Raw genomic sequence first — 25,358 nt, 5'->3', positions numbered from 1 at the left:
GAATGCCTCGTAAGGGCCCCGCCCCGAAGCGCCCGGTCATCATCGACCCGGTCTACGGCTCCCCGGTCGTCACCCAGCTGGTCAACAAGATCCTGCTGCACGGCAAGCGCTCCACCGCCGAGCGGATCGTCTACGGCGCCCTCGAGGGCGTCCGTGAGAAGACCGGCTCGGACCCGGTCGTCACGCTGAAGCGTGCGCTGGAGAACGTCAAGCCGGCCCTCGAGGTCAAGTCCCGCCGTGTCGGTGGCGCGACCTACCAGGTTCCGGTCGAGGTCCGTCCGGGCCGCGCCAGCACCCTGGCGCTGCGCTGGATGGTCGGTTACTCGCGCGCCCGTCGCGAGAAGACCATGACCGAGCGCCTGATGAACGAGATCCTCGACGCCAGCAACGGCCTGGGCGCTTCCGTGAAGCGTCGCGAGGACACCCACAAGATGGCCGAGTCCAACAAGGCCTTCGCGCACTACCGCTGGTAGTCCGTACCCCGTCACTAGACAGAGAGAGAACGAGCCACCATGGCTGCAACCTCCCTTGACCTCGCCAAGGTCCGCAACATCGGGATCATGGCGCACATCGACGCGGGCAAGACCACCACCACCGAGCGGATCCTGTTCTACACCGGTGTGTCGTACAAGATCGGTGAGGTCCACGATGGCGCCGCCACCATGGACTGGATGGAGCAGGAGCAGGAGCGCGGCATCACGATCACGTCGGCCGCGACGACCTGTCACTGGACCGTCGACGACGCCGACCACACCATCAACATCATCGACACCCCGGGGCACGTCGACTTCACCGTCGAGGTGGAGCGTTCGCTGCGCGTCCTCGACGGTGCCGTGACGGTGTTCGACGGTGTCGCCGGTGTCGAGCCCCAGTCCGAGACCGTGTGGCGGCAGGCTGACCGCTACGGCGTTCCGCGCATCTGCTTCATCAACAAGCTGGACCGCACGGGCGCCAACTTCTTCTTCTGCGTCAAGACCATCGTGGACCGCCTCGGCGCGACCCCGCTGGTCATGCAGCTGCCGATCGGTGCCGAGTCGGACTTCCAGGGTGTTGTCGACCTGGTCCGCATGAAGGCGCTGGTCTGGTCGGCCGACGCCGCCAAGGGCGAGATGTACGACGTCGTCGACATCCCGGCCGACCTGCAGGAGCAGGCGGACGAGTACCGCGAGGCGCTGATCGACACCGTGTCGAACATCAGCGACGAGATCATGGAGCTCGCCCTCGAGGGCGAGGACATCCCGGTCGAGCTGCTGCAGACGGCGATCCGCAAGGGCACGCTGAACTCGGACTTCACCCCGATCTTCTGCGGCACCGCGTTCAAGAACAAGGGCGTCCAGCCCCTGCTCGACGCCGTCGTCAAGTACCTGCCGTCCCCGCTGGACATCGAGTCCATCGAGGGCACCAAGCCGGGCGACGACACCGTCAAGATCTCCCGCAAGGCCTCGGACGACGAGCCGCTCGCCGCGCTCGCGTTCAAGATCATGTCGGACCCGCACCTCGGCAAGCTCACCTTCGTCCGGGTCTACTCGGGCCGCCTGGAGTCCGGCACCTCGGTGCTGAACGCCGTCAAGGGCAAGAAGGAGCGCATCGGCAAGATCTACCGCATGCACGCGAACAAGCGTGAGGAGATCGAGTCGGTGGGCGCCGGCGACATCATCGCCGTCATGGGCCTGAAGCAGACCACCACCGGTGAGACGCTGTCCGACGAGAAGAACCCGGTCATCCTGGAGTCCATGGACTTCCCGGCCCCGGTCATCCGCGTCGCGATCGAGCCCAAGTCCAAGGGTGACCAGGAGAAGCTGGGTGTCGCCATCCAGCGTCTCGCCGAGGAGGACCCGTCCTTCCAGGTCAACACGGACGAGGAGACCGGCCAGACCATCATCGCGGGTATGGGCGAGCTGCACCTCGAGGTGCTGGTCGACCGTATGCGCCGTGAGTTCAAGGTCGAGGCCAACGTCGGCAAGCCGCAGGTCGCGTACCGCGAGACCATCCGCCAGGCGGTCGAGCGCATCGACTACACCCACAAGAAGCAGACCGGTGGTTCCGGTCAGTTCGCCAAGGTGCAGATCGCGATCGAGCCGCTCGAGCAGGCCGAGGGCTACGAGTTCGTCAACCTGGTCACCGGTGGCCGCGTTCCGCGCGAGTACATCCCGTCGGTCGACGCCGGCTGCCAGGAGGCCATGGAGTTCGGCATCCTCGCCGGCTACCCGCTGCAGGGTGTCCGCGTGAAGCTGCTCGACGGTGCCGCGCACGACGTCGACTCCTCCGAGCTCGCGTTCAAGATCGCCGGCTCGATGGCCTTCAAGGAAGGCGCGAGGAAGGCCAAGCCGGTCCTCCTCGAGCCGATGATGGCCGTCGAGGTCACCACGCCCGAGGACTACATGGGCGACGTGATCGGCGACATCAACTCTCGCCGTGGCCAGATCCGGTCCATGGACGAGCGTCACGGTGCCCGCGTCGTCACGGCGCTGGTGCCCCTCTCCGAGATGTTCGGCTACGTCGGTGACCTGCGCAGCAAGACCTCCGGTCGCGCGAGCTACTCGATGCAGTTCGACTCGTACGCCGAGGTTCCGAGGAACGTCGCGGACGACATCATCGCGAAGGCCAAGGGCGAGTGACGTCCCGACTTTCGGGACGATAACCACCCCTTAGGCTATTAGGAGGCAACCCGGGAGGATCCGGTCGGATCCTCCCGGGGCCTCCGGCCCCCCCACCAGCGGGACGGCACGGGGTGTCCTCCGGACAACCCGCACCAAAACCGATCAAAGACCAACTGGCGTCAGCACGGCGTACAGGAACTGTCCTCAGGAGGACTCAGTGGCGAAGGCGAAGTTCGAGCGGACGAAGCCCCACGTCAACATCGGCACCATCGGTCACATCGACCACGGTAAGACCACGCTGACCGCGGCCATCACCAAGGTGCTGCACGACGCGTACCCGGAGATCAACCCCTTCACGCCGTTCGACCAGATCGACAAGGCGCCGGAGGAGCGGCAGCGCGGTATCACCATCTCCATCGCGCACGTCGAGTACCAGACCGAGGCGCGCCACTACGCCCACGTCGACTGCCCGGGTCACGCCGACTACATCAAGAACATGATCACCGGTGCCGCCCAGATGGACGGCGCCATCCTGGTGGTCGCCGCCACCGACGGCCCGATGCCGCAGACCAAGGAGCACGTCCTCCTGGCCCGCCAGGTCGGCGTTCCGTACATCGTTGTCGCCCTGAACAAGGCCGACATGGTGGACGACGAGGAGATCCTGGAGCTCGTCGAGCTCGAGGTCCGCGAGCTGCTCTCCGAGTACGAGTTCCCGGGCGACGACCTGCCGGTCGTCCGCGTCTCCGCGCTGAAGGCGCTGGAGGGCGACAAGGAGTGGGGCGAGAAGCTCCTCGGCCTGATGCACGCGGTCGACGAGAACATCCCGACCCCGGCCCGCGCCGTGGACCAGCCGTTCCTGATGCCGATCGAGGACGTCTTCACGATCACCGGTCGTGGCACCGTCGTCACCGGTCGTATCGAGCGCGGTATCCTCAAGGTCAACGAGACCGTCGACATCATCGGCATCAAGACCGAGAAGACCACCACCACGGTCACCGGCATCGAGATGTTCCGCAAGCTGCTCGACGAGGGCCAGGCCGGTGAGAACGTCGGTCTGCTGCTCCGTGGCATCAAGCGCGAGGACGTCGAGCGCGGCCAGGTCATCATCAAGCCGGGTTCGGTCACCCCGCACACCGACTTCGAGGCCCAGGCCTACATCCTGTCGAAGGACGAGGGTGGCCGCCACACCCCGTTCTTCAACAACTACCGCCCGCAGTTCTACTTCCGTACCACGGACGTGACCGGCGTCGTGACCCTCCCCGAGGGCACCGAGATGGTCATGCCGGGCGACAACACCGCCATGACCGTCGCGCTGATCCAGCCCGTCGCCATGGAGGAGGGCCTGAAGTTCGCCATCCGTGAGGGTGGCCGCACCGTCGGCGCCGGCCAGGTCACCAAGATCGTCAAGTAGTTCGACGCTCTGACCGTTCGGCTCTCGGGTCGAAGAGGGCCCGGTGGACTCACGTCTGCCGGGCCCTCGGTCTTTCCATGTTTGTGACTGTTCTATGATCGGCCAGTGTTGCCGGGGGGCACTGGCACCAGTCAGTACTCGGACAACCACTGTGCTGTCCAGGTCGATCGAAGGGCAACGTTCGTGGCAACCACATTCCCCACGCCGGAGGGGGTGCGGCCGGGCCGTGCCGCCGACGAGGGGCCGCCGAGGCCGGCCGGGGCGCCTGGGCGCCGTAGCCTGCCGGTGCTGGCGGCCTTCGTGGCAGCCGCCTGGCTGGTGCCCGCCGCACTCGTCCCGCTCGGGCTCGGCATCGTGGTGCTCCCGATCCTGCTGCTCGCCGTCGCCTCCGTCATCCGGGTCGGCGGGGGTCTCCTCGACCGCCTGGTGGTGGCCGGCCTGATCGTGGTCGGCTCGGTGCTGGTGTCCGGGCTGCTGTTCTCGCTCTGGCCGTGGGGGCTCTCGCCCGTCGCGACCTCGGGCACCCTGCTCACCGCCGTCGCGGTGACCGGCTGGCTCGCCCGCCGCCGGCCCCGGATCCCGCTGCGGGTGCGTCCGTCCGACCTGATCGTGCTCGGCACCGCCGGCGTCTTCTGGCGCTACCTGCACCACCCGCTGGCCGGGAAGTCCGCCGCGGAGCGGCTGTCCTTCTTCAGCACCGCCGAGGACCGGCTGAACCACTTCTCGTACTTCTCCGGGATCCAGCACGTCGGCGGCTACAACTTCCTCCACCAGGAGGAGGCCCGGGCGTACATGATGTCCCCGGCCGAGGTGACCTACCCGCAGGGCACCCACTTCCTGCTGGCCTGGGTGGACTCGCTGGTGCACTCCTCGGCCGACCCCGGCGCCATGCTCGGCGTGATGAACCGGTACCTGCTGTACGTCCTGGTGGCGTACACCCTGCTGGCCACCGCGCTGGTCTGGGCGGCCCGCTGGATCGGCGGGCCGCGACTGCGCGGCTGGCGCACCGCCGCGGTCTGCGGCACGGTCATGGCGCTGATGCTCGCCAGCAACTACACCTACCTTGTCATCCACGGCTTCGACTCGACGATCATCGGCCTGCTGATGTTCACCGTGACGCTGGCCCTGCTGATCCGTCCGGCCATGGGCCGGGCGGAGTACGCGCTGGTCGCGCTGGCGGGCCTGATCACCGTCACCTACGTCTACAACCTGTTCGGCGCCGCGGTCGGCCTCGCCGTCGTGCTGTCCGTGCTGGTGCACCGCCGCAGGTTCGCCGGCGGCCCCCGCCGGTGGCTGCGCTACGCGCTGATGGGCGCGGTCGGCCTCGGTCTGGCCGGCCTGCCCAGCGCGGTGTCCGTGCTGTCCGAGCTGGACGTCGCGAGCACCGCGAGCCTCGGCGGCCCGAGTGTCGAGGCGGACCGCACGCTGCTGGTCGGCGGCATGCTGCTGGCCCTGTTCGCGGCCCTCGCCCCGACCAACCGCCGGACCGGCGCGGGACAGGCGCACCTCGCCGTGGTGCTCGGCACCGGTGCCGTGGTCTTCGGCTTCGGCTGGTACCAGATCAACACCCTGGGCGAGTACTCCTACTACTTCGAGAAGCTGGCCGGCTGCGCGATCGTGGTCGCCCTCATCTCGCTGGGCGCGGTCGGCTCGCTGCTGCGGACCCCGGCGCCGGTCCGCTCCTCCCGGGGTCGACGGCTGGCGACCGACGGTGTGCTCTCCGGCCTCGCGGTGGCGACCGCGCTGAGCCTCTTCGCGGGCATGCAGTGGAACGTCCACTCCTTCAAGGGCGGGCCGGTGGCCTGGCACACCAACTCGCTGATCGGGTGGAGCCGGGGCGACGCGTGGAGCGACATCGGCCCCCGTGACGGCGCGACCGTCCTGGCCGACCTGAAGGACATCCAGGGCCCGGTCATGGCCCTGTACTCGAACGACGACTACAAGAACCTGAAGTCGACCTGGCTCGCGGCGCTGCTGCGCGAGCGCGGCGGCGACATGCTCCCGCTGTACGAGACCCACTGGATCAACATCGGTGCGGCCCCGCGCCCGGAGCCGGAGTACCAGGCGGCGATGGAGCACGTCCGGCTGGCCATCACCAAGGTGGGGCAGCCGCTGACCATCGTCGTCGTGGACCGCGGGCTGGCCGACCGGATGGGCCGCGACATCGCCGACGCCGGTCTGAAGGCCACCGTCGTCACCATGCCGGACAACCAGTGGATCCACCCGTGGAACAAGAGCTTCCCCGGCGACTGAGCCGCCGCCCCCCGTCCAAGGGGGCTATCATTCCGCCCCGCTAGACTGACGCCCTGTCGTGCTCGCGCCCTTCGCGAGCACCGGTTCGGGGCCGAGCCCCCCACTCGCGAAAGCGACTCCCGTATGACCGATGCCCCTGCCCTGACGCAGCCTTCGCGTCCCGGGCACAGTGACGCCGCAGTGCCCTCCGCCACCGGCGGAGGGCACTCCGCGACCCGGCCCCGCCGGCCCCGGCTGTACGCCCTGGACGGCATGCGCCTGATCGCGGCGCTCACCGTGGTGTCGTTCCACTGGACCGCCTACGTCGGGATCCCCGGGGTGTGGCCCGGCAAGACCCCGCGGGAGGTCCTGCCCACGCTCAACCACATCGCGTCGTACGGATGGCTCGGCGTCGAGCTGTTCTTCGTCATCAGCGGCTTCGTGATCTGCATGAGCTGCTGGGGCAAGCGGCCCGGCGACTTCTTCGTCTCGCGGGTGATCCGCCTCTACCCCGCCTACTGGACCGGCGTCGCGCTCACCACCGTCGTCCTGCTGACGGCCACGGAGTACGCCCGGTCCGGTGCGGCCGACGGGCTGGACGCCTCGCGGGTGCTCGCCAACCTCACCATGCTGCAGGAGCCCTTCGGGGTCCACCACGTCGACGGCGTGTACTGGACCCTCTGGGCGGAGATGAAGTTCTACCTGCTCTTCTCCGTCGTGGTGGTCAGGGGCCTGACCTACCGCCGGGTGGTGGCGTTCTGCGGGATCTGGGCGGTGGCCGGCGCGCTGTCCGTCCCGGCCCAGATACCGCTGCTGACCACCCTGGCGATGCCGGACCAGGCGCCGTTCTTCATCGCCGGCATCGCGATGTTCCTGATGTACCGCTTCGGCCCGAACCTGCTGCTGTGGGGGATCGTGGGCTTCAGCTGGATGCTGGCCCTGTCCCGGATCAACTCGATCAAGGTCCTCTACGAGAGCGTCCTCGGTTACCACCTGTCCTGGAACGTCATCGCGGGCGTGATGACCCTGGCGTTCGCACTGGTGCTCGCCGCCGCCCTGGGCTGGTTCAATTGGGCCTCGTGGAAGTGGCTCACCATCGCCGGTGCGCTCACCTACCCCGTCTACCTGATCCACCAGGAAGTCGGCTGGACGATCATCCACTTCGCGCAGACCAAGGGGCTCGGGGTCCGGGGGGCCCTGGCCGTGGCGCTGGTGATCGTCCTGGCCACCGCGTGGCTCATCCATCGCTTGGTCGAGCGGCCGCTCTCCGGCGCCCTCAAGAAGGGGCTGGACCGCTCGATGCTCACCCTGCGCCAGGTCTCCGACGAGCCTGGGCGCACCCGGAGCTGACCGGCCCCCCAGCCGGTACCCGGTCGACCGCACAGATCTTCATGAATAGGCGAACAACGATGGACAATGCAGTAGTTGCGCCGGGCTGGTCCGGCGACTCGGCCCCTCCGCTGCTGTCGGTGGTCATCCCGATCTACAACGAGCAGGAGGCCCTGCCGCTGACCGTGCAGCGGCTCCGCCCGATCCTGGACGGGCTGTCCGTCAGCTACGAGGTCGTCGGCATCGACGACGGCAGCACCGACGCCACCCCGGCGATCATGCAGAAGATCCACCAGGACTGGCCCGAGTTCCGGATCGTCCGGTTCGCCCGCAACTCCGGCCACCAGGCGGCGCTCACCGCCGGCATCCACCGCGCCTTCGGCGACTACGTCGTGTCCATCGACGCCGACCTGCAGGACCCGCCGGAGAAGATCCCGGAGATGCTGGCGCTGGCCCGGTCGCAGAACCTCGACATCGTCTACGGCGTGCGCGGCGACCGCGGCACCGACACCTTCTTCAAGCGGCGCACCGCCGGGGCCTACTACTGGCTGATGCGCAAGCTGGTCGGCAAGAAGATGCCGAACCAGGCCGGTGACTACCGCCTGCTCAGCCGCGCCGCCGTCGACGCGCTCAAGTCGCTGCCCGAGCACCAGCCGGTCTACCGCCTGCTGGTGCCGTGGCTCGGCTTCCCGAGCGGCGAGGTCGTCTACGTCCGCGAGGAGCGGGTCGCCGGCAGCACCCACTACCCGCTCTCCAAGATGGTGCGGCTGGCCATCGACAGCATCACCAACTTCTCCGCCAGCCCGCTGCGGCTCGCCACCTGGCTCGGCCTGCTGAGCTTCGTGCTCTGCTTCGGCCTGGGCGTCTACACGACGGTCGAGTACGCCCTCGGCAAGACCGTCCCCGGCTGGTCGTCGCTGTTCATCGGCATGCTCTTCCTCGGCGCGGTCCAGCTGATCTGCATCGGCCTGCTCGGCGAGTACGTCGGCCGGATCTACTCGGCCAGCCAGTCGCGGCCGGCCTACTTCGTCGGCTACGACTCGGCCGAGGACGGCCGCACGAGGACCTCGAAGGTCTCCGAGTACGTGGCGTGAGCCCCCGCCGTCCCGTGGCGCACCGCCGCCACGGGACGGCCCCGGGCACTGCGGCCGGTCGGCGGCAGACGCGAGGCCCCAGGAAGAGATGAGCGATGGGTACCACTGACAGCACCGCCTCCGCACCGCTCCGCAGCCCGGAGCGGTCCGCCGACGGCGCCGGCCCGGCCGAGCGGCGACTGCCCGCCGCCGGGCGCTTCCTGCCCGCCGCCGCCGCCTACCTGGTGCTGGTGGCGGTCCTGCTGAAGACCGGCACCGCTCCGCTCGACGTCGCCAAGTACACCGGCTACGCGGCCTGGGCGGTCGTGCTGCCGGGCACCCTGGTGTTCCGCGCGCTCCGCCGCCGGCCGCACACCCTGGTCGAGGACCTCGCGTTCGGCGCCGTCGTCGGCCTGGTGCTGGAGCTGGCGGCCTGGGCGGTGCTGGTCTCCTTCGGCCTGCAGTCGCTGGCCCTGGCCTGGCCGCTCGCCGTGGTGGTGCCCTTCGCGGCCGTCCCGTCGCTGCGCCGGCACTGGCGGCCCACCGGCTACCGGACCCCCTCGGCGGCGTGGTCCTGGGCCGTGGCGGCGACGGTCGCCTTCACCGCCCTCTACCTGTACGTGGTCGCGCTGCGGACCAACCCGATCCTCCCCGACAGCGAGACCACGCGGCAGTACATCGACCTGCCGTACCTGCTGTCGCTGGCGGGCAACGCCAAGCACCACGTCCCGCTGACCTTCCCGCAGGCCGCCGGCGAGCCGCTGAACTACCACTGGTTCACCTTCGCCCACATGGCGATGACCAGCATGGTCGGCGACATCGACCTCGCCGTGGTGCAGATGCGGCTGATGGTGCCGGCGCTCTCGGCGCTCGCCATGGTCGTCGCCGCCGTGGTCGCCTGGCGGATCACCGCCCGGCCGTGGACCGGCCCGGTGGCCGCCACGCTGGTCTTCGCGGTCGGCGAGTTCACCGTCAACTACCCGGCGGACGTCAACAGCTGGGTCTTCGGCGCGCTCTCGGTGCCGCTGATGTCCTGGGCCAGCCTCTCGCTCACCTACGCCCTGCCGCTGCTGCTGGCGCTGATCGGCGCGGTGGGGGACCGGCTGCGCGGACCGGAGGAGGCCCGGGCGGTTCCGGCGTTCGGCCGCGGCGCCTTCGTCCTGGCCGGCCTGTTCGCCCTGGCGTCCAGCGCGGCCAAGGCCAGTTCCCTGCCGGTGACCCTGGCCGGTCTGGCCTTCGCCGGTGCGGTGGTGCTGCTGGTCGAGCGGCGGATCCCGTGGAACATCGTGGGCCTCGGCGCGATCCTGGGCGGTGCCCAGGTGTTCACCACCGCGGTGATCTTCCGGTTCGAGAGCTACGGCCTGGAGATCGTGCCCCTCGGCAACATCAAGGGCTACTGGGCGGACCCGCAGCACCTGCGCTCGACCCCGGTCCAGGCCGGGCTGGCGCTGCTGACCCTGCTCGCGTTCGTGCTCAACCACCAGTTGCGGGTGGCCGGCATGGTGCCGCTGATGTGGCGGCGCCGGCTGGCCCTGCAGCCGGTGCAGTGGTTCCTGCTCGGCGGCGCGCTGGCCGGTCCGGCGCTCTACTTCGTGGTGAACGGCTTCAACGCGAGCTACTTCACCCTGGCCGGACTGCCGTTCGGCATCCTGCTCTCCGCCTGGGGCTACTGCGAGAGCGTCGAGCGGGCCCGGCTGTCGCGGCGGGCCGCGGCCGCGCTGGCCGCCGGTGCGGTGCTCTTCGTCGCCCTGCTCACCTGGGGCATCCAGCGGTACGCGAGCGACTGGGCCGGGTTCGTGCTCCGGCGGGCCGGCTCCGCCACCGAGTGGCACAGCTACGACGTGCTGCTGCCGGCCGTGGCCGCCGCCGCCGCGCTGGCCGGGATCGCGCTGGTCGTCGGCCTGCTCTGGTGGGCGCTCGGACGCCGCGCGGTGCCCGGGCTGCGGCGTCGCGGCGGCGTGGTGCTGCTCACCGGTGTGCTGCTCGCCGGGGCGCCGACCCTGCTGCTGGACGGCCTGCAGACCCGCGAGCACGTCTGGGAGAGCGCCTGGCCGCTGCCGGCCAGCCAGGTCGAGGCGGCCCGCTGGGTCCGCGACCACAGCGAGCCGGACGACGTGCTGGCCACCAACACCCACTGCCGGCGCCCGGACGACTACGCCAACCCCGACGCCGGCTGCGGCAACTCGCTGTCCTTCTGGCTCAGCGGCTACTCCGAGCGCTCGGTGCTGGTCGAGGGCTGGGCGTACTCGCCGCGGGTGATGGCCGAGGGCAACGGCGCGTTCTGGGACCAGGACCTGCTGCGGCTCAACGACGAGACGTTCCAGCGGCCGACCGCCGAGAACGTCGGCAGGCTGCGGGAGCAGCACCACGTCCGCTACCTGGTGGCCGACCGCAAGGCCGGCGCCGACGTCGCCCGGCTGGGCGCGCTGGCCAGGCCCGTGTACGACAACGGCCGCGTGGCCGTGTTCGAGTTGACCTGAGTCGACCCGGGCTGATCCGAACCGATCCGACTGTCCTGCCGATGAACGAGACCAGGGGGGCCCAGATGCCGCCGACCGCCGAACCCACCGTGGCGCCGGAGACCGCGAACGGCGGCCCGGGGGCGCCCGCCGCCAAGCGCCAGATCCCGTCCTTCCTGATCATCGGGGTCCTGAGCACGCTCTTCTACCTCGGGCTCTACGTGGTCGCCCGCCGCTTCGTCGACCCGCAGATCGCCAACCTGATCGCGCTGGCGGTCAGCGCCGTCGCGAACACCGCCGCCAACCGGCGGTTCACCTTCGGGATCACCGGCTCCGACGGGGCCCTGCGCCACCAGCTCCAGGGCGCCGTGGCCTTCCTCATCGGCCTCGGCCTGAGCGCCGGTGTGCTCGCGCTGCTCGACGTGGCCCTGCCGGACGCCTCCAAGGTGGTCGAGGTGGGCGGACTGATCGTCGCCAACGGCCTGGCCACCGTGGTGCGGTTCCTGCTGATGAAGGTCTGGGTGTTCAAGGAGAAGTAACCCCCGGGACACCCCGGGACACCCCGGAAACGCCGATCGCCCCGGCCCGCCGAAGCGGACCGGGGCGATCGGCGTTCGCGGATCAGCCGAGTGCGGGCGTGCGCCGCACCTCGTCCTCCCAGAGGGTGCGGACCGCCTCGCGCAGCGGGCGGCGCGGGGCCCAGCCGAGCGCCTGCCCGATCGCGGTGACGTCCAGCTGCTGCCACTCGGTCTCCGGGCCGGAGCCGTCCGGCGCCGGCAGCTCGGTGATCTTCGTCGGCACCTCGCTGACCTCGATCAGCAGCTCGACCAGCTCGCGGGCCGAACTCGCCCGGCCGAGGCCGACGTTGAGCACGGCCGGGGCCTGCGGGGCGGCCGGCAGGGCGGCGACGATCGCGTCGACGGTGTCCTGCAGGTCCACGAAGTCCCGCTGGGCGGTGAGCGGCTGCAGGGACAGCTCGGCCGCGGTCCCGGCGGCCCGGGCGGCGGCCAGCTTGCCCGCCATGACGCCGAGCAGGCTGTGCGAGGGCTGGCCCGCGCCGACCACGTTGCCGAGCCGCAGGACGACGGCGTCCAGGCCGTCCTGGCGCACGGCGTCCGCGATCAGCTCGGTGGCCCGCAGCTTGAGCTGCCCGTACACCATCGAGGGGTGCGGCTCGGAGTCCTCGGCGAGGCTGACGCCGATCGGGCAGAGGCCGTACTCGTGCACCGTGCCGAGGTGGACCAGGCGCGGGGGAGCGGGCATCGACCGCAGCGCCTCCAGCAGCGAGGAGACCATGCCGACGTTGGCCCCGACCATCTGCTCGTCGGTCAGGCCCCACATCCCGCCGGCCGCGTTGACCACCACGTCGATCCGGTGCTCGGCCAGCAGGGCGGCCAGCTCCGCCGGCGGGTCGTTGGTGAGGTCCAGCCGGGCGAAGTCGCCGGGCAGGGCGTCGGCCGGCTCCTTGCGGGCGATGGTGAGCAGGTGGTGACCCCGCTCCGCGAGCGTCGCGAGGATGGTGCGCCCGATGAAGCCGGTGCCGCCGAGGATGGCGACCCGGGGGAGAGCTGTGCTGCTAGCGGCCATGGCCTCTGGTTCCGGTAGGTCGGGTACGGACGGGGCGGTGGGCGTTGCTCAGTAGCGGTCGGTGCCGGCGACGTGCCGCAGCAGGGTCTTGGTGCCCTCGCTGTGCCGGCTCTTGACCGCGCCCGGGACCATGGTGAGCGCGTGGATCCGGGAGGACAGGTGCAGCCGGGAGGCCTTGGCGGCCCGGGACCAGCCGTGCGCGTCCAGGCGGTCGGCGACGTCCCGGAAGAAGCGGTTGGCCTCCTCGAAGCGGACGCCGGTGAAGGCCTGCGCGGAGGAGATGCTGACGGCGTGCCGACGGTACTGGAAGATGACCTTGTCGGTGATCATCATCTGCTCGCCGGTCTGCAGCAGGTCGATGACCAGCGCCAGGTCCTGGGTGACCTCCAGGTTGTCCCGGAAGCCGACCGCCTTCACGGCCTCGGTGCGCCAGCAGATGGAGGGGAAGAACAGCCAGTTGCCGCGGAGCAGGCTGATGGCCAGCTCCTCCCCGCTCATCAGCTTGCGGCCCTGCACCTTGGGCGCGTAGATCCGCTTCTTCGCCTGGTCCACCAGCCCCTCGGTGGGCGCGCCCTCGCCGTCGATGACCTGCACACCCGGCTGGACCATGCCGACGTCCGGGTTGTCCTTGAGGACGGCCCGGGCGGTCTCCACGTAGTTCGGCAGCATGATGTCGTCGGTGCCCATCATGACGAAGTGCTGCTCGCGCACCAGGCCGAGGCACTTGCGGTAGTTGCCGGTGACGCCGAGGTTCCGCTCGTTGCGCTGGTACGAGACCCGGTCGTCGCCGAGTTCGGCGAACCAGCCCGGGACGTCCGGTTCCTTCCCGTCGTCCACCACGGTGAGGCGCCAGTTCGGGTCGCTCTGGGCCAGGATGCTGCGGACGGCCGCCTGCATGAGGGCGACGTTGCCGTAGTAGGGCAGCATGATGTCAAGAGTTGTCATGAGCGGCGCACCAGGTGTTTTCCGGGTAGGGGGGACGGCGAGAAGGCTACTGGCCGCTGAGGGAACGCCGGTAGCGCAGGCACTCCTCGTAGTCCGGCAGCAGGCCGGTCTCGATGGCCTCGGCCAGCGTCGGCGCGGCGGCGTCCCGGGCGGACAGCTGCGGGGTGCCGGCCGGCCACTCGATCGCCAGGTCCGGGTCCAGCGGGTGCACCGCGTGCTCGCCGGTCGGGTTGTAGGTCTCCGAGCAGACGTAGGAGAGCGTCGCGTCGTCGGAGAGCGCGCAGAAGCCGTGGCCCAGGCCCTCGGAGATGTAGACCGAGCGGCGGTCCACGTCGTCGAGGCGGACGAACTCCCAGCGGCCGAAGGTCGGCGAGCCGACCCGCAGGTCGACGATCACGTCGAGCACGGCGCCGCGCACGCAGCTGACGTACTTGGCCTGGCCCGGCGCGACGTCGGCGAAGTGGATGCCGCGGACGACGTCCTCGGCGGAGACCGAGAGGTTGCCCTGGGCCATCCGCAGCGGGTGGCCGACCACCTCGGACAGCCGGTCGAAGCGGTACCACTCCATGAACAGGCCGCGCGGGTCGCCGTGCTGCTGCGGGGTGATCTCCCAGGCGCCCTCGATGGAGAGCTCGCGGAACTTCATCGGGCGTTCTCCTCGTCCAGCAGGTTCACCAGGTACTGCCCGTAGCCGCTCTTCAGCAGCGGCTGCGCCAGCTCGCGCAGCTGCTCGGAGGTCAGGAAGCCGGCCCGCCAGGCCGCCTCCTCGACGCAGCCGATCTTGAAGCCCTGGCGCTCCTCGATGACCCGGACGAACTCCGAGGCCTGCACCATCGAGACGAAGGTGCCGGTGTCCAGCCAGGCGGTGCCGCGGTCCAGGACGGTCACCTGGAGCTCGCCGCGCTGCAGGTAGGCGTCGTTGACGGCGGTGATCTCCAGCTCGCCGCGGGCGCTCGGGGTGATCGTGCGGGCGATCTCCACCACGCGGTTGTCGTAGAAGTACAGGCCGGGCACCGCGTAGCGGGACTTCGGCCGGGTGGGCTTCTCCTCGATCGAGATGACCTGGCCGCTCTCGTCGAACTCCACCACCCCGTACGCGGTCGGGTCGGCCACCGGGTAGGCGAAGACCATGCCGCCCTTGGGGTCGGTGCGCTGCGCGAGCCGGGTGCCGAGGCCGCTGCCGTGGAAGATGTTGTCGCCCAGGATCAGCGCGACCGGCTCGTCGCCGATGAAGTCGGCGCCCAGCACGAAGGCCTGGGCGATGCCCTCGGGGCGCTCCTGGACGGCGTACTGGAGGTCCAGGCCGAACTGCGAGCCGTCGCCGAGAAGGCGCTCGAACTGCTCCCGGTCCTGGGGCGTGGTGATGATCAGAATCTCGCGGATCCCGGCCATGATCAGCGTCGAGAGCGGGTAGTAGATCATCGGCTTGTCGAAGACCGGAAGAAGCTGCTTCGAGACTGCCCGGGTGAGGGGCCAGAGGCGGGAACCGGTGCCGCCCGCAAGAAGAATGCCGCGCATGGCGCACACCTTACGTGGCCTGCCGTACCCGGCCGCAACCAGCCTTCGGACGCCCACGGATCGTCCTCCCGGACCCCGGCAGGAGGGCCTGCGGGCGCGCACTATACTCAGCCGCACTATGCGTATCCTCGTCACCGGCGGCGCCGGATTCATCGGGTCCCAGTACGTCCGCGCGCTGCTGTCGGCGGATCCCGCGGCCCGCGTCACAGTCTTCGACAAGCTGACCTACTCCGGCGTCGAGGAGAACCTCGCGCCCGTCGCGGACCACCCCGGCTACTCCTTCGTCCGCGGTGACATCTGCGACGTCGACGCCGTCGACCAGGTGATGCCCGGCCACGACGCGGTCGTCCACTTCGCCGCCGAGTCGCACGTCGACCGCTCCATCGCCGGTGCCGGTCCGTTCGTCATGACCAACGTGGTCGGCACCCAGGTGCTGCTGGACGCCGCGCGCAAGCACAAGGTCGGCCGCTTCGTGCACGTCTCCACCGACGAGGTGTACGGCTCGATCACCGAGGGCTCCTGGACCGAGGAGTGGCCGCTCGCGCCGAACTCCCCGTACTCCTCCTCGAAGGCCGGCTCGGACCTGCTGGCCCTGGCCTACCACCGCACCCATGGCATGGACGTGGTGGTCACCCGCTGCTCCAACAACTACGGGCCGTACCAGTTCCCCGAGAAGGTCATCCCGCTCTTCACCACCAACCTGATCGACGGCAAGCGCGTCCCGCTGTACGGCGACGGCGGCAACATCCGCGACTGGCTGCACGTCTCGGACCACTGCCGCGGCATCGACCTCGCGCTGCGCAAGGGCCGGGCCGGCCAGGTCTACAACATCGGCGGCGGCGTCGAGCTCACCAACAAGGAGCTCACCGGCCTGCTGCTGGAGGCCGCCGGCCAGGGCTGGGACATGGTCGACCGGGTCGAGGACCGCAAGGGCCACGACCTGCGCTACTCGCTGGACATCACCAAGATCCGCGAGGAGCTCGGCTACGAGCCGCAGGTCACCTTCGAGGAGGGCCTCGCCTCGACCATCGCCTGGTACCGCGAGAACCGCGCCTGGTGGGAGCCGCTCAAGGTGAAGGCCGCGCAGCAGTCGTGAACCAACAGGGCAGCACGGCGCAGGAGCGCCGTTCCCCGCTGGCCAAGGTCGTCAGCGCGCTTCCCCCGGGCACCCAGCTGGTGATCGGGGGAACGGTGCTGCTCGGCGCCGCCTCCTACATCCACCTCATGGCGGCCGGCTACAGCCTCGGCAAGCCGGAGATGGCCTCGGTCTCGCTGCTCTGGACGATCCTGATGTCCGTCGGCCTGGGACTCTTCTTCCCCGTCGAGCAGGAACTCACCCGGATCGTGGCCGCCCGGGTGGTCGGCGGGCAGGGCGCCGCACCGGTGGTCCGCCGGATCCTGCTGATCACCGTCGGGATGCTGGCGGTGCTGACCGTCGGCATGGCGGTGGCGGCCCGCCCGCTGGCGGACACCTTCTTCGAGGGCCACCGCAGCATGGTCGTGGCGCTCGCCGCCTCCTTCGCCGCGATGGCGGCCGGCAACGTCAGCCGCGGCGTGCTCGCCGGCCTCAACCGCTTCGGCGCGTACGGCACCCAGCTCGCCGTCGACGGCGGCCTGCGCATCGCGCTGGCCGTCGGCTGCGCGGTCGCCGGCGTCCGCTCGCCGCTGGTGTTCGCGCTCATCCTGGCCGTCGCCCCGCTGCTGGCCGTGCTGGCCACCGTCCGGCCGCTGCGCTCCGGGATCTCGGCCGGCCCCGCCGTCGGCTGGGGCTCGCTCACCGGCGGCCTGGCCCCGCTGGTCGCCTCCACCCTGCTCTCGCAGGTGGTCGTGAACGCGGCCGTGATCTCCACCCGGCTGCTGGCCCCGGACAACGCGCCGCTGGTGGCCGGCCTGCTGAACGCGGTCGTCCTCGCCCGGGTGCCGCTGTTCGTCTTCGGTTCGCTCCAGGCCTCGCTGCTGGCCGGGCTGTCCAGCACCGCGGCGGCCGGCGACCGCTCCGGTTTCTCCAAGCTGCTGATGCGCACCTGCGGCGTGGTCGCCGTGCTCGGCGTGGCGGGCGGCATCCCGGCCACCATCCTCGGACCGTGGCTGATCCAGGTGCTCTTCAAGGCCGACGACGTGCTCGGGTCGCTCGACTTCCTGCTGATGTCGGCGGGCACCCTGTTCTACATGCTCGCGATGGTCCTCGGGCAGGCGCTGCTGGTCCTGCACCGCCATCGTCTCCAGCTGCTGGGCTGGGCGACCGGAACTGTTGCCCTGATGGTCACCACGCTTGCCCCCGGGGCGATCGCGACCCGGGTCTGCCTCGCCTACACTATGGGTTCGCTGGCCGCGGTCGGATGCATGCTCGCCGCGCTCTGGCTGACCTTCCTGCGGGAACCGCCCGGTGCCGCGGCCGACGTGCAGGGTTCGTCCCGGCGCTCCCTCGTGGACTCGGCATGACCGGCTCCGCGTTCACCCCCACCACTCGATTTCGCCGCGACCCGCGGCCGCACGATGCGGCATGGAGCCATGATGTCCGACTATGACGATGTGTGGCTGGTGATTCCCGCGTACAACGAGGGAACCGTCATCGCCGACGTGATCGAGAACGCGCGCAAGACGTTCCCCAACATCGTCGTCATCGACGACGGCTCGACCGACAATTCGGCCGAGACCATCATGACCACCGGTGCGCACCTGGTGCAGCATCCGGTCAACCTCGGTCAGGGCGCGGCCCTGCAGACCGGCTTCAACTACGCGCTCAAGCAGCCCGGCGCCAAGTACTTCGCCACCTTCGACGCGGACGGCCAGCACCAGACGCACGACGTCGAGAAGATGGTCGCCCTGCTCCGGGCCGACGAGGCCGACGTGGTCCTCGGCTCCCGCTTCATCGAGCAGACCGGCGAGGTGCCGTGGATCAAGCGGGTGGTCCTGCGGACCGCCGCGACGATCAGCCCCACCGCACGCAAGCTCAACCTGACGGACTCGCACAACGGCCTGCGGGTGATCAACCGCAAGGCCGCGTCCGCGCTTCGCATCACCATGAACGGCATGGCTCACGCCTCCGAGATCGTGGCCACGCTGGCCTCCTCGGACCTGCGCGTCATGGAGGTCCCGGTGGACATCCTGTACACCGAGTACTCCCGCTCCAAGGGCCAGTCGCTGATCAACGGCGTCAACATCCTCTTCGACATCTCGCTCAGGGAGCGTGGCCGCAAGTGAAGTACCTCTGGATCCAGCTGCTGCTCATGGTCGGCACGGGTGTCCTCGTGCTCGCCTTCATCCGCCGCTGGGACGCCGCGCACACCCGCGCGTGGAAGCGGATGGCGTTCTTCGCGTTCGTCATCGCCAACGTGTACGCCGTGCTGCGCCCGCAGGACGTGACCTGGATCGCCAACAAGCTCGGTGTCGGCCGCGGCACCGACCTGGTGCTCTACCTGCTCGTCGTGGCGATGGCCTTCATGACGCTGAACACCTTCATGCGCTTCCGTTCGCTGGAGAAGAAGCTGACCGACCTGGCCCGCACCGTCGCCGTCAACGACGGACAGCGCGTCAACAAGGAGCGCTTCTCCGAGGACGAGCCCGCCCTCCCGGTCGGCTCCGAGCGGTAGTCCGATCCCGAGCAAGAGGCCACGCCCGTACCACCGTCCGACGGAAAAGGGACTGAGATGACGAACCTGGCCGCCGGAACGGTCACTACCGAGACGCCGGAGACCGAACCCTCCGGTGCGGCCGACCCGGTCGCACCGGCCGGGCCGGCCGCGCCCGGTCTGCTGAGCAGGCGCTGGGCCCAGATCACGGCCGAGGTCCTGGTCAGCGTCGTCGCGGCGGTCGGGTTCACGCTGCTCTGCACCCGGATCGACGTCAACCCGCTGAACCGGATCGGCCAGGTCAGCGGGCTGGCGAAGATCCAGCAGTACGTCGCGGTCGTCGGTCTGCCGCTGCTCGCGGTGCTGGTCTTCACCGCCTACCGGGGCACCCTGCGCCGGCACCGGCTGACCCAGCGGCTGGTCTGCGCCGCGCTGGCCGGCCTGTCCACCGGTGTGATCGCCGGCGGTGTGGTGGTCGCCCTCAACGGCACGCCCTGGCCGCTCGGCGGCCAGGAGGGCGACCCGAGCGTCCTGGTCCACATGGCCACCGGGATGCTGGACGACAAGGGCCTGCCCGGGGTCTACCCGCCCGGCTTCCCGGCGCTGATCGCGCTCTGGGCGAAGATCCGCTACCACGGCATCGGCGGCGAGGGCTTCGCCCTGCACGACCTGCAGATCCTCTTCAGCGCGCTGGTCGGGCCGATGAGCTACCTGTCCTGGCGGCTGCTGCTGCGGCCGTTCTGGGCGCTGCTGATCGCCGTACCGGCCGCGGTGGTCTTCCTGGACCCGATCCGCCCGTACAGCCACGTCGTGATGATCATGCTGGTCCCGCTGCTGACCGCGGTGCTGCGCGAGGTCCGCCGGGCCGGCGAGCTGTCGACGCGCTCGGCGCTGCTGCGGGGCCTGGGCTTCGGCGTGGTCTTCGGCCTGCTGTTCCTCTGGTACTCCGGCTGGTACCTGTGGTCGGCTCCCGGCATCGCCGTGCTGACGCTCTTCGTCTTCCCCTGGCGCGGGGGCCGTACGGCCGTGCGCAACGGGCTCGCGCTCATCGGCACCACCGTGGTGAGCGCCGGGCTCGTCGGTTCGCCGCTGCTGTACCAGCTGGCCACGATCGGGGCTGACGTCCCGGACCGCTACGGCTACATCATGGTGTACACCGATCCGACCTACATCATGGGCTGGATGTCCGACCGGGTCGGCCAGACCACGTACCACGACTACCCGGCCTCGGGCGAGCTGGCCGGCCAGTCCGGCTTCGCGATCCTGCTGGTCGCCGGTGTCGGGCTGGGCATCGGGCTGGGGCTGCGCAACCTCGCGGTGCGCACGGCCGCCGCCGTGCTGGCCGGGGCCTGGCTGATGCGGTTCACCTTCGCCGGGAAGATGGCGCAGACCGGCACCGTCGCGCTGTACCCCCGGACCACCTGGATCATCCTGTACTGCCTGATGATCCTGGCCGTGCTGGGTCTGATGGCCGCCTTCCACCGCGGCAGCGGCTGGCTGGAGCGGGTGCTGCGCAAGGACGACGCGCCGGCCGGCACCTCGGTGCTCTCCGGCCGGATGCTGCGCCAGCTCGCCGCCGGCCTGGTCTGCGCCCTCGCCCTGTTCGGCACCATGGGCGCCTCCTGGTCGGTCAACCGGTACATGCCGGAGCACGAGAAGGCCGGGACGATGGGGCTCGACGCCTGGCGCGCGCACACCATCAAGAAGGCCGACGGCAGCTGCCCGAGGTTCGCGCCGGTCTCCACCTGCGCGGACATCATCGTCAAGGACTGGACGCCGGACAAGGACGACAAGAAGTTCGTCTGGTGCGCGGGCGTCGCGACCGAGGACTGGCAGGCGGTCTGCGGCCGCCGGGCCCCGTGGGACAACGGCCCGGCGAAGTAGCCGGGCGGAACGCGTCGGGGCCGGTGAGGTACGCCTCACCGGCCCCGATTGGCTTTCCGGCGCACGCCTGTGGCAGTATGTCCAAGTTGCTCGGTTGAGTTGCCGATGCTGCGCGCCTCCCGCCGGGAGGACTGGAAGCGAGTCCCATGTACTCGTCGTTCCCGTGATGGCCGTCAAGCGTGAGTGTTACGCCACGGCAGCTGCGGGGCGGACGTACGGGAATCTTCCGGGAAGCGTGTGCGGGGCCTCGGCCCGGCTCCCCCTACCCCGAAAGTTCGAAACCGACGAGTCCATCGCCGGTTTTTTGCAAGCGCGAGTGCGACACGCCCGAGCGCGGGGGTCGGAGCGGGGGTCGTGCAGTGACTAGGACAAAGGACTACAAGGTAGCCATGGCGGGACAGAAGATCCGCATCCGGCTCAAGGCCTACGACCACGAGGTCATCGACTCCTCGGCGAAGAAGATCGTCGAGACGGTGATCCGTACTGGTGCGCAGGTCGCGGGCCCGGTGCCGCTGCCCACTGAGAAGAACGTGTACTGCGTCATCCGCTCGCCGCACAAGTACAAGGACTCGCGCGAGCACTTCGAGATGCGCACTCACAAGCGTCTGATCGACATCCTCGACCCCACGCCGAAGACGGTTGACTCGCTGATGCGTCTCGACCTGCCGGCGGGCGTCGACATCGAGATCAAGCTCTGAGAGGCGCACCGAAGATGGCTAAGCAGATTAAGGGCATCCTGGGCGAGAAGCTCGGCATGACCCAGGTCTGGGACGAGAACAACCGGGTCGTTCCGGTGACCGTCGTCAAGGCTGGGCCGAATGTCGTGACCCAGGTCCACACCGCTGACAGCCCGGCCGGCTACGACGCCGTCCAGATCGGCTTCGGCGAGATCGACCCCCGCAAGGTGAACAAGCCCCTCGCGGGCCACTTCGCCAAGGCCGGTGTCACCCCGCGCCGCCACCTGGTCGAGCTCCGGACCTCGGACGCGTCCGAGTACACCCTGGGCCAGGAGATCACCGCCGAGCTGTTCGAGGCGGGTGTCAAGGTCGACGTGACCGGCACCTCCAAGGGCAAGGGCTTCGCCGGTGTCATGAAGCGCCACAACTTCCGGGGCCTCGGCGCCGGTCACGGCGTGCAGCGCAAGCACCGTTCGCCCGGTTCCATCGGTGGCTGCGCCACCCCGGGCCGCGTGTTCAAGGGCCTGAAGATGGCCGGCCGGATGGGTCACGAGCGTGTGACCACCCAGAACCTGACCGTGCACGCGGTTGACGCGGAGAAGGGTCTGCTCCTGATCAAGGGCGCGATCCCGGGCCCGAACGGCGGCCTCGTCCTCGTCCGCACCGCGGCGAAGGGGCTGTGAAGGATATGAGCACCATTGACATCCTGTCGCCCTCGGGTGACAAGACTGGCAGCCTCGAGCTGCCGGCCGAGATCTTCGACGCGAAGGTCAGCGTTCCGCTGATGCACCAGGTCGTCGTGGCGCAGCTCGCTGCGGCCCGTCAGGGCACCCACAAGACCAAGACTCGCGGCGAGGTCCGTGGTGGCGGCAAGAAGCCGTACCGCCAGAAGGGCACCGGCCGCGCCCGTCAGGGCTCGACCCGCGCGCCGCAGTTCGCCGGTGGTGGCGTCGTGCACGGTCCCGTGCCGCGCGACTACTCGCAGCGCACCCCGAAGAAGATGATCGCCGCCGCCCTGCGCGGTGCGCTCACCGACCGGGCCCGCCACAACCGCATTCACGTCGTCACCGACGTGACCGCGACCGAGGCGCCGTCGACCAAGGCCGCCAAGAGCCTGTTCGGCAAGATCACCGAGCGCAAGAACGTCCTCCTGGTCGTCGAGCGTGCGGACGAGCTGGGCCTCAAGTCCGCTCGCAACCTGCCGAACGTCCACATCCTGGACGCCGGTCAGCTGAACACCTACGACGTGCTCGTCTCCGACGATGTGGTCTTCACCCAGGCCGCCTTCGAGCGTTTCGTGGCCGGTCCGGCCGCGTCCGCCAAGGCCGTTGCCGCTGAGGGCGAGCTCGAAGGGAGCGCCGCCTGATGAGCGACGTTACGAGCAAGACGTTCACGGACCCCCGTGACGTCCTGGTGAAGCCGGTTATCTCCGAGAAGAGCTACAGCCTTCTCGACGAGAACAAGTACACGTTCATCGTGTCGCCGGGCGCCAACAAGACCCAGATCAAGCAGGCCGTCGAGGCCGTCTTCTCGGTCAAGGTCGAGGCTGTCAACACGATCAACCGTCAGGGCAAGCGCAAGCGCTCCAAGACGGGCTTTGGCAAGCGCAAGGACACCAAGCGCGCCATCGTGAAGCTGGCCGAGGGCAACCGCATCGACATCTTCGGTGGTCCGACCTCCTGACGGAGGCCGTGATCGTCGATCAAGACGAGGACGAAAATGGGTATCCGCAAGTACAAGCCGACTACGCCGGGCCGTCGTGGCTCCAGCGTGGCCGACTTCGTCGAAATCACGCGGTCCACGCCGGAGAAGTCGCTGGTTCGCCCCCTGCACAGCAAGGGCGGCCGTAACAACGCCGGTCGGATCACCGTTCGCCACCAGGGTGGCGGGCACAAGCGCGCCTACCGCGTGATCGACTTCCGTCGTCACGACAAGGACGGCGTGCCGGCCAAGGTCGCGCACATCGAGTACGACCCGAACCGCACCGCGCGCATCGCGCTCCTGCACTACGTGGACGGCGAGAAGCGCTACATCATCGCGCCGCGCGGCATCGCGCAGGGCGACCGGGTGGAGAACGGCCCTGGCGCCGACATCAAGCCCGGCAACAACCTGCCGCTGCGCAACATCCCGGTCGGTACCACCATCCACGCGGTGGAGCTGCGTCCCGGTGGCGGTGCCAAGCTGGCCCGCTCGGCCGGCTCCGGCATCCAGCTGCTGGCGCGTGAGGGCAAGATGGCGCACCTGCGCATGCCCTCCGGTGAGATCCGCCTGGTGGACGCGCGCTGCCGCGCGACCGTCGGCGAGGTCGGCAACGCCGAGCAGTCGAACATCAACTGGGGCAAGGCCGGCCGTATGCGCTGGAAGGGCGTCCGCCCGACCGTGCGTGGTGTGGCCATGAACCCGATCGACCACCCGCACGGTGGTGGTGAGGGTAAGACCTCCGGTGGTCGCCACCCGGTTTCGCCGTGGGGCCAGAAGGAGGGTCGCACTCGTAGCCCGAAGAAGGCTTCGAACGCCCTCATCGTGCGCCGCCGCAAGACCAACAAGAAGCGCTAGGAGCAGGTCAGATGCCGCGCAGTCTCAAGAAGGGCCCCTTCATTGACGGCCACCTTCTCAAGAAGGTGGACGCGCAGAACGAGGCGGGTACCCAGAACGTCATCAAGACCTGGTCCCGTCGCTCCGTGATCTTCCCGGCCATGCTCGGCCACACGATCGCGGTGCACGATGGCCGCAAGCACGTCCCGGTGTTCGTCACCGAGTCGATGGTCGGCCACAAGCTCGGCGAGTTCGCGCCGACGCGTACCTTCCGCGGTCACGTCAAGGACGACCGCAAGTCGAAGCGTCGCTAGTCGCCAGCGAGATTACCGACTCAATGACTTACACCAGCAAGGGGACAACCATGGAAGCCAGGGCCCAGGCGCGGTACATCCGCGTCACGCCCATGAAGGCCCGCCGCGTGGTGGACCTCATCCGTGGCCTGAACGCCACGGAGGCCCAGGCGGTCCTGCGTTTCGCTCCGCAGGCCGCGACCGTGCCGGTCGGCAAGGTGCTCGACAGCGCCATTGCCAACGCCGCGCACAACTACAACCACTCCAACGTGGACGACCTCGTCATCAGCGAGGCGTACGTTGACGAGGGTCCGACCCTGAAGCGGTTCCGTCCGCGCGCCCAGGGTCGTGCCTACCGGATCCGCAAGCGGACCAGCCACATCACCGTGGTCGTCAGCAGCAAGGAAGGGACCCGGTAATGGGCCAGAAGGTTAACCCGCACGGGTTCCGCCTCGGCATCAGCACGGACTTCAAGTCCCGCTGGTACGCCGACAAGCTGTACAAGGACTACGTCAAGGAAGACGTTGCCATTCGTCGCATGATGACGAAGGGCATGGAGCGCGCCGGCATCTCCAAGGTCGAGATCGAGCGCACCCGCGACCGCGTCCGTGTGGACATCCACACCGCTCGCCCCGGCATCGTGATCGGCCGGCGCGGCACCGAGGCCGACCGCATCCGCGGCGACCTCGAGAAGCTGACCGGCAAGCAGGTCCAGCTGAACATCCTCGAGGTCAAGAACCCCGAGCTGGACGCCCAGCTCGTGGCTCAGGGCGTCGCGGAGCAGCTGTCCTCCCGCGTCTCCTTCCGCCGTGCCATGCGCAAGTCGATGCAGGGCACCATGAAGTCCGGCGCCAAGGGCATCAAGGTCCAGTGCTCCGGTCGTCTCGGCGGCGCCGAGATGAGCCGTTCGGAGTTCTACCGCGAGGGCCGTGTGCCGCTGCACACCCTGCGCGCGAACGTCGACTACGGCTTCTTCGAGGCCAAGACGACCTTCGGCCGCATCGGCGTGAAGGTCTGGATCTACAAGGGCGACGTCAAGAACATCGCCGAGGTCCGCGCTGAGAACGCCGCTGCCCGCTCGGGCAACCGCCCGGCCCGTCCCGAGGGTGGTCGTCCCGCCCGCGGTGGCGAGCGCCGTGGTGGCGAGCGCGGTGGCCGCGGCCGTCGTCCCGCCGCTGCCGAGGCTCAGGCCCCGGTCGCCGCCGAGGCTCCGGCTGCCGAGAACACCGGAACGGAGGCCTGA

Annotated in this window: 25 protein-coding genes; 21 read left to right on the top strand and 4 right to left on the bottom strand. The window is 69.6% G+C overall.

The genetic code is table 11. The features are described 5' to 3' along the window. Positions 1 to 2: 2 nt before the first annotated feature. The 8 genes from rpsG to ACFVUH_RS06460 all read left to right on the top strand — a co-directional run bounded on the left by rpsG (position 3) and on the right by ACFVUH_RS06460 (position 11,643). The gene (gene rpsG, locus ACFVUH_RS06495) at positions 3 to 473 is read left to right on the top strand and encodes a 30S ribosomal protein S7 (RefSeq protein ID WP_030055803.1); all 471 of its coding nucleotides are present in this window, start codon (positions 3 to 5) and stop codon (positions 471 to 473) included. Between the two features lie 39 nt (positions 474 to 512). Next, positions 513 to 2,618 (top strand): elongation factor G, encoded by a 2,106-nt coding sequence (fusA, locus tag ACFVUH_RS06490; protein ID WP_355358324.1) that lies wholly within the window; start codon positions 513 to 515, stop codon positions 2,616 to 2,618. 199 nt (positions 2,619 to 2,817) lie between these two features. Beyond that, positions 2,818 to 4,011, top strand: coding sequence for an elongation factor Tu (gene tuf / locus ACFVUH_RS06485; protein WP_030280743.1), 1,194 nt, complete (start codon positions 2,818 to 2,820; stop codon positions 4,009 to 4,011). Between the two features lie 183 nt (positions 4,012 to 4,194). Further along, positions 4,195 to 6,264 carry a hypothetical protein gene (locus ACFVUH_RS06480; protein WP_387911551.1) on the top strand — a complete coding sequence of 690 codons (2,070 nt, stop codon included), beginning with the start codon at positions 4,195 to 4,197 and terminating at the stop codon, positions 6,262 to 6,264. Between the two features lie 180 nt (positions 6,265 to 6,444). Next, positions 6,445 to 7,593: an acyltransferase family protein gene (locus tag ACFVUH_RS06475; RefSeq protein ID WP_387911549.1), complete on the top strand. Its 1,149-nt coding sequence runs from the start codon at positions 6,445 to 6,447 to the stop codon at positions 7,591 to 7,593. Between the two features lie 59 nt (positions 7,594 to 7,652). Further along, the gene (locus ACFVUH_RS06470; protein ID WP_380684329.1) at positions 7,653 to 8,666 is read left to right on the top strand and encodes a glycosyltransferase; all 1,014 of its coding nucleotides are present in this window, start codon (positions 7,653 to 7,655) and stop codon (positions 8,664 to 8,666) included. A gap of 95 nt (positions 8,667 to 8,761) precedes the next feature. Then, on the top strand, positions 8,762 to 11,125 hold the full coding sequence (locus ACFVUH_RS06465) for a hypothetical protein (RefSeq protein WP_387911547.1): 2,364 nt from the start codon (positions 8,762 to 8,764) through the stop codon (positions 11,123 to 11,125). 41 nt (positions 11,126 to 11,166) lie between these two features. Beyond that, entirely contained in the window at positions 11,167 to 11,643 is a 477-nt protein-coding gene (locus ACFVUH_RS06460) for a GtrA family protein (RefSeq protein ID WP_380682134.1), read from the top strand. 82 nt (positions 11,644 to 11,725) lie between these two features. On the opposite strand, the gene ACFVUH_RS06455 is transcribed toward ACFVUH_RS06460, so the two are convergent. The 4 genes from ACFVUH_RS06455 to rfbA are packed head-to-tail and all read right to left on the bottom strand — an operon-like array spanning position 11,726 to position 15,154. Further along, positions 11,726 to 12,691: an NAD-dependent epimerase/dehydratase family protein gene (locus ACFVUH_RS06455; protein ID WP_387911545.1), complete on the bottom strand. Its 966-nt coding sequence runs from the start codon at positions 12,689 to 12,691 to the stop codon at positions 11,726 to 11,728. Between the two features lie 48 nt (positions 12,692 to 12,739). After that, positions 12,740 to 13,636: a glycosyltransferase family 2 protein gene (locus tag ACFVUH_RS06450; protein WP_387911543.1), complete on the bottom strand. Its 897-nt coding sequence runs from the start codon at positions 13,634 to 13,636 to the stop codon at positions 12,740 to 12,742. A gap of 46 nt (positions 13,637 to 13,682) precedes the next feature. Further along, positions 13,683 to 14,282 (bottom strand): dTDP-4-dehydrorhamnose 3,5-epimerase family protein, encoded by a 600-nt coding sequence (locus ACFVUH_RS06445; RefSeq protein ID WP_387911541.1) that lies wholly within the window; start codon positions 14,280 to 14,282, stop codon positions 13,683 to 13,685. Then, positions 14,279 to 15,154, bottom strand: a complete 876-nt coding sequence (gene rfbA / locus ACFVUH_RS06440) for a glucose-1-phosphate thymidylyltransferase RfbA (protein WP_355358351.1) — start codon at positions 15,152 to 15,154, stop codon at positions 14,279 to 14,281. The genes ACFVUH_RS06445 and rfbA overlap by 4 nt, the downstream gene beginning before the upstream one ends. 118 nt (positions 15,155 to 15,272) lie before the next feature. On the opposite strand from rfbA, the gene rfbB reads away from it, so the two are divergent. The 13 genes from rfbB (at position 15,273) to rpsC (ending at position 25,358) form a co-directional block, all read left to right on the top strand. Beyond that, positions 15,273 to 16,250 (top strand): dTDP-glucose 4,6-dehydratase, encoded by a 978-nt coding sequence (rfbB, locus tag ACFVUH_RS06435; protein ID WP_355358354.1) that lies wholly within the window; start codon positions 15,273 to 15,275, stop codon positions 16,248 to 16,250. Beyond that, the gene (locus ACFVUH_RS06430; RefSeq protein ID WP_387911539.1) at positions 16,247 to 17,596 is read left to right on the top strand and encodes a lipopolysaccharide biosynthesis protein; all 1,350 of its coding nucleotides are present in this window, start codon (positions 16,247 to 16,249) and stop codon (positions 17,594 to 17,596) included. The genes rfbB and ACFVUH_RS06430 overlap by 4 nt, the downstream gene beginning before the upstream one ends. A gap of 72 nt (positions 17,597 to 17,668) precedes the next feature. Next, positions 17,669 to 18,358 carry a glycosyltransferase family 2 protein gene (locus ACFVUH_RS06425; protein ID WP_350561908.1) on the top strand — a complete coding sequence of 230 codons (690 nt, stop codon included), beginning with the start codon at positions 17,669 to 17,671 and terminating at the stop codon, positions 18,356 to 18,358. Further along, a complete protein-coding gene (locus ACFVUH_RS06420; RefSeq protein ID WP_355358360.1) occupies positions 18,355 to 18,747 on the top strand; it encodes a DUF2304 domain-containing protein in 393 nt (130 codons plus the stop codon). The genes ACFVUH_RS06425 and ACFVUH_RS06420 overlap by 4 nt, the downstream gene beginning before the upstream one ends. 57 nt (positions 18,748 to 18,804) lie before the next feature. Further along, positions 18,805 to 20,610 (top strand): hypothetical protein, encoded by a 1,806-nt coding sequence (locus ACFVUH_RS06415; RefSeq protein ID WP_387911536.1) that lies wholly within the window; start codon positions 18,805 to 18,807, stop codon positions 20,608 to 20,610. Positions 20,611 to 20,999: 389 nt separating this feature from the next. Then, positions 21,000 to 21,308: a 30S ribosomal protein S10 gene (gene rpsJ / locus ACFVUH_RS06410; RefSeq protein WP_012785157.1), complete on the top strand. Its 309-nt coding sequence runs from the start codon at positions 21,000 to 21,002 to the stop codon at positions 21,306 to 21,308. A 14-nt stretch (positions 21,309 to 21,322) separates the two neighbouring features. Continuing rightward, on the top strand, positions 21,323 to 21,970 hold the full coding sequence (gene rplC / locus ACFVUH_RS06405) for a 50S ribosomal protein L3 (protein ID WP_189916064.1): 648 nt from the start codon (positions 21,323 to 21,325) through the stop codon (positions 21,968 to 21,970). Positions 21,971 to 21,975: 5 nt separating this feature from the next. Beyond that, positions 21,976 to 22,653 (top strand): 50S ribosomal protein L4, encoded by a 678-nt coding sequence (gene rplD / locus ACFVUH_RS06400; protein WP_344338031.1) that lies wholly within the window; start codon positions 21,976 to 21,978, stop codon positions 22,651 to 22,653. Further along, a complete protein-coding gene (gene rplW / locus ACFVUH_RS06395; protein WP_355358367.1) occupies positions 22,653 to 22,970 on the top strand; it encodes a 50S ribosomal protein L23 in 318 nt (105 codons plus the stop codon). Before rplD ends, rplW begins: the two co-directional genes overlap by 1 nt. Before the next feature lie 36 nt (positions 22,971 to 23,006). Continuing rightward, complete coding sequence (rplB, locus tag ACFVUH_RS06390) at positions 23,007 to 23,843, top strand: 50S ribosomal protein L2 (protein WP_355358370.1); 837 nt, start codon at positions 23,007 to 23,009, stop codon at positions 23,841 to 23,843. Positions 23,844 to 23,854: 11 nt separating this feature from the next. Then, on the top strand, positions 23,855 to 24,136 hold the full coding sequence (rpsS, locus tag ACFVUH_RS06385; RefSeq protein WP_030055821.1) for a 30S ribosomal protein S19: 282 nt from the start codon (positions 23,855 to 23,857) through the stop codon (positions 24,134 to 24,136). Between the two features lie 50 nt (positions 24,137 to 24,186). Next, entirely contained in the window at positions 24,187 to 24,534 is a 348-nt protein-coding gene (rplV, locus tag ACFVUH_RS06380) for a 50S ribosomal protein L22 (protein ID WP_045304593.1), read from the top strand. Next, positions 24,534 to 25,358 (top strand): 30S ribosomal protein S3, encoded by an 825-nt coding sequence (rpsC, locus tag ACFVUH_RS06375; RefSeq protein ID WP_030232473.1) that lies wholly within the window; start codon positions 24,534 to 24,536, stop codon positions 25,356 to 25,358. The genes rplV and rpsC overlap by 1 nt, the downstream gene beginning before the upstream one ends.

The organism is Kitasatospora sp. NPDC058032, from assembly GCF_042885845.1.
Classification (GTDB): Bacteria; Actinomycetota; Actinomycetes; order Streptomycetales; family Streptomycetaceae; genus Kitasatospora.
Note: the sequence above shows the minus strand (reverse complement) of the source record. Positions and strands in the feature narration are given on the sequence as shown.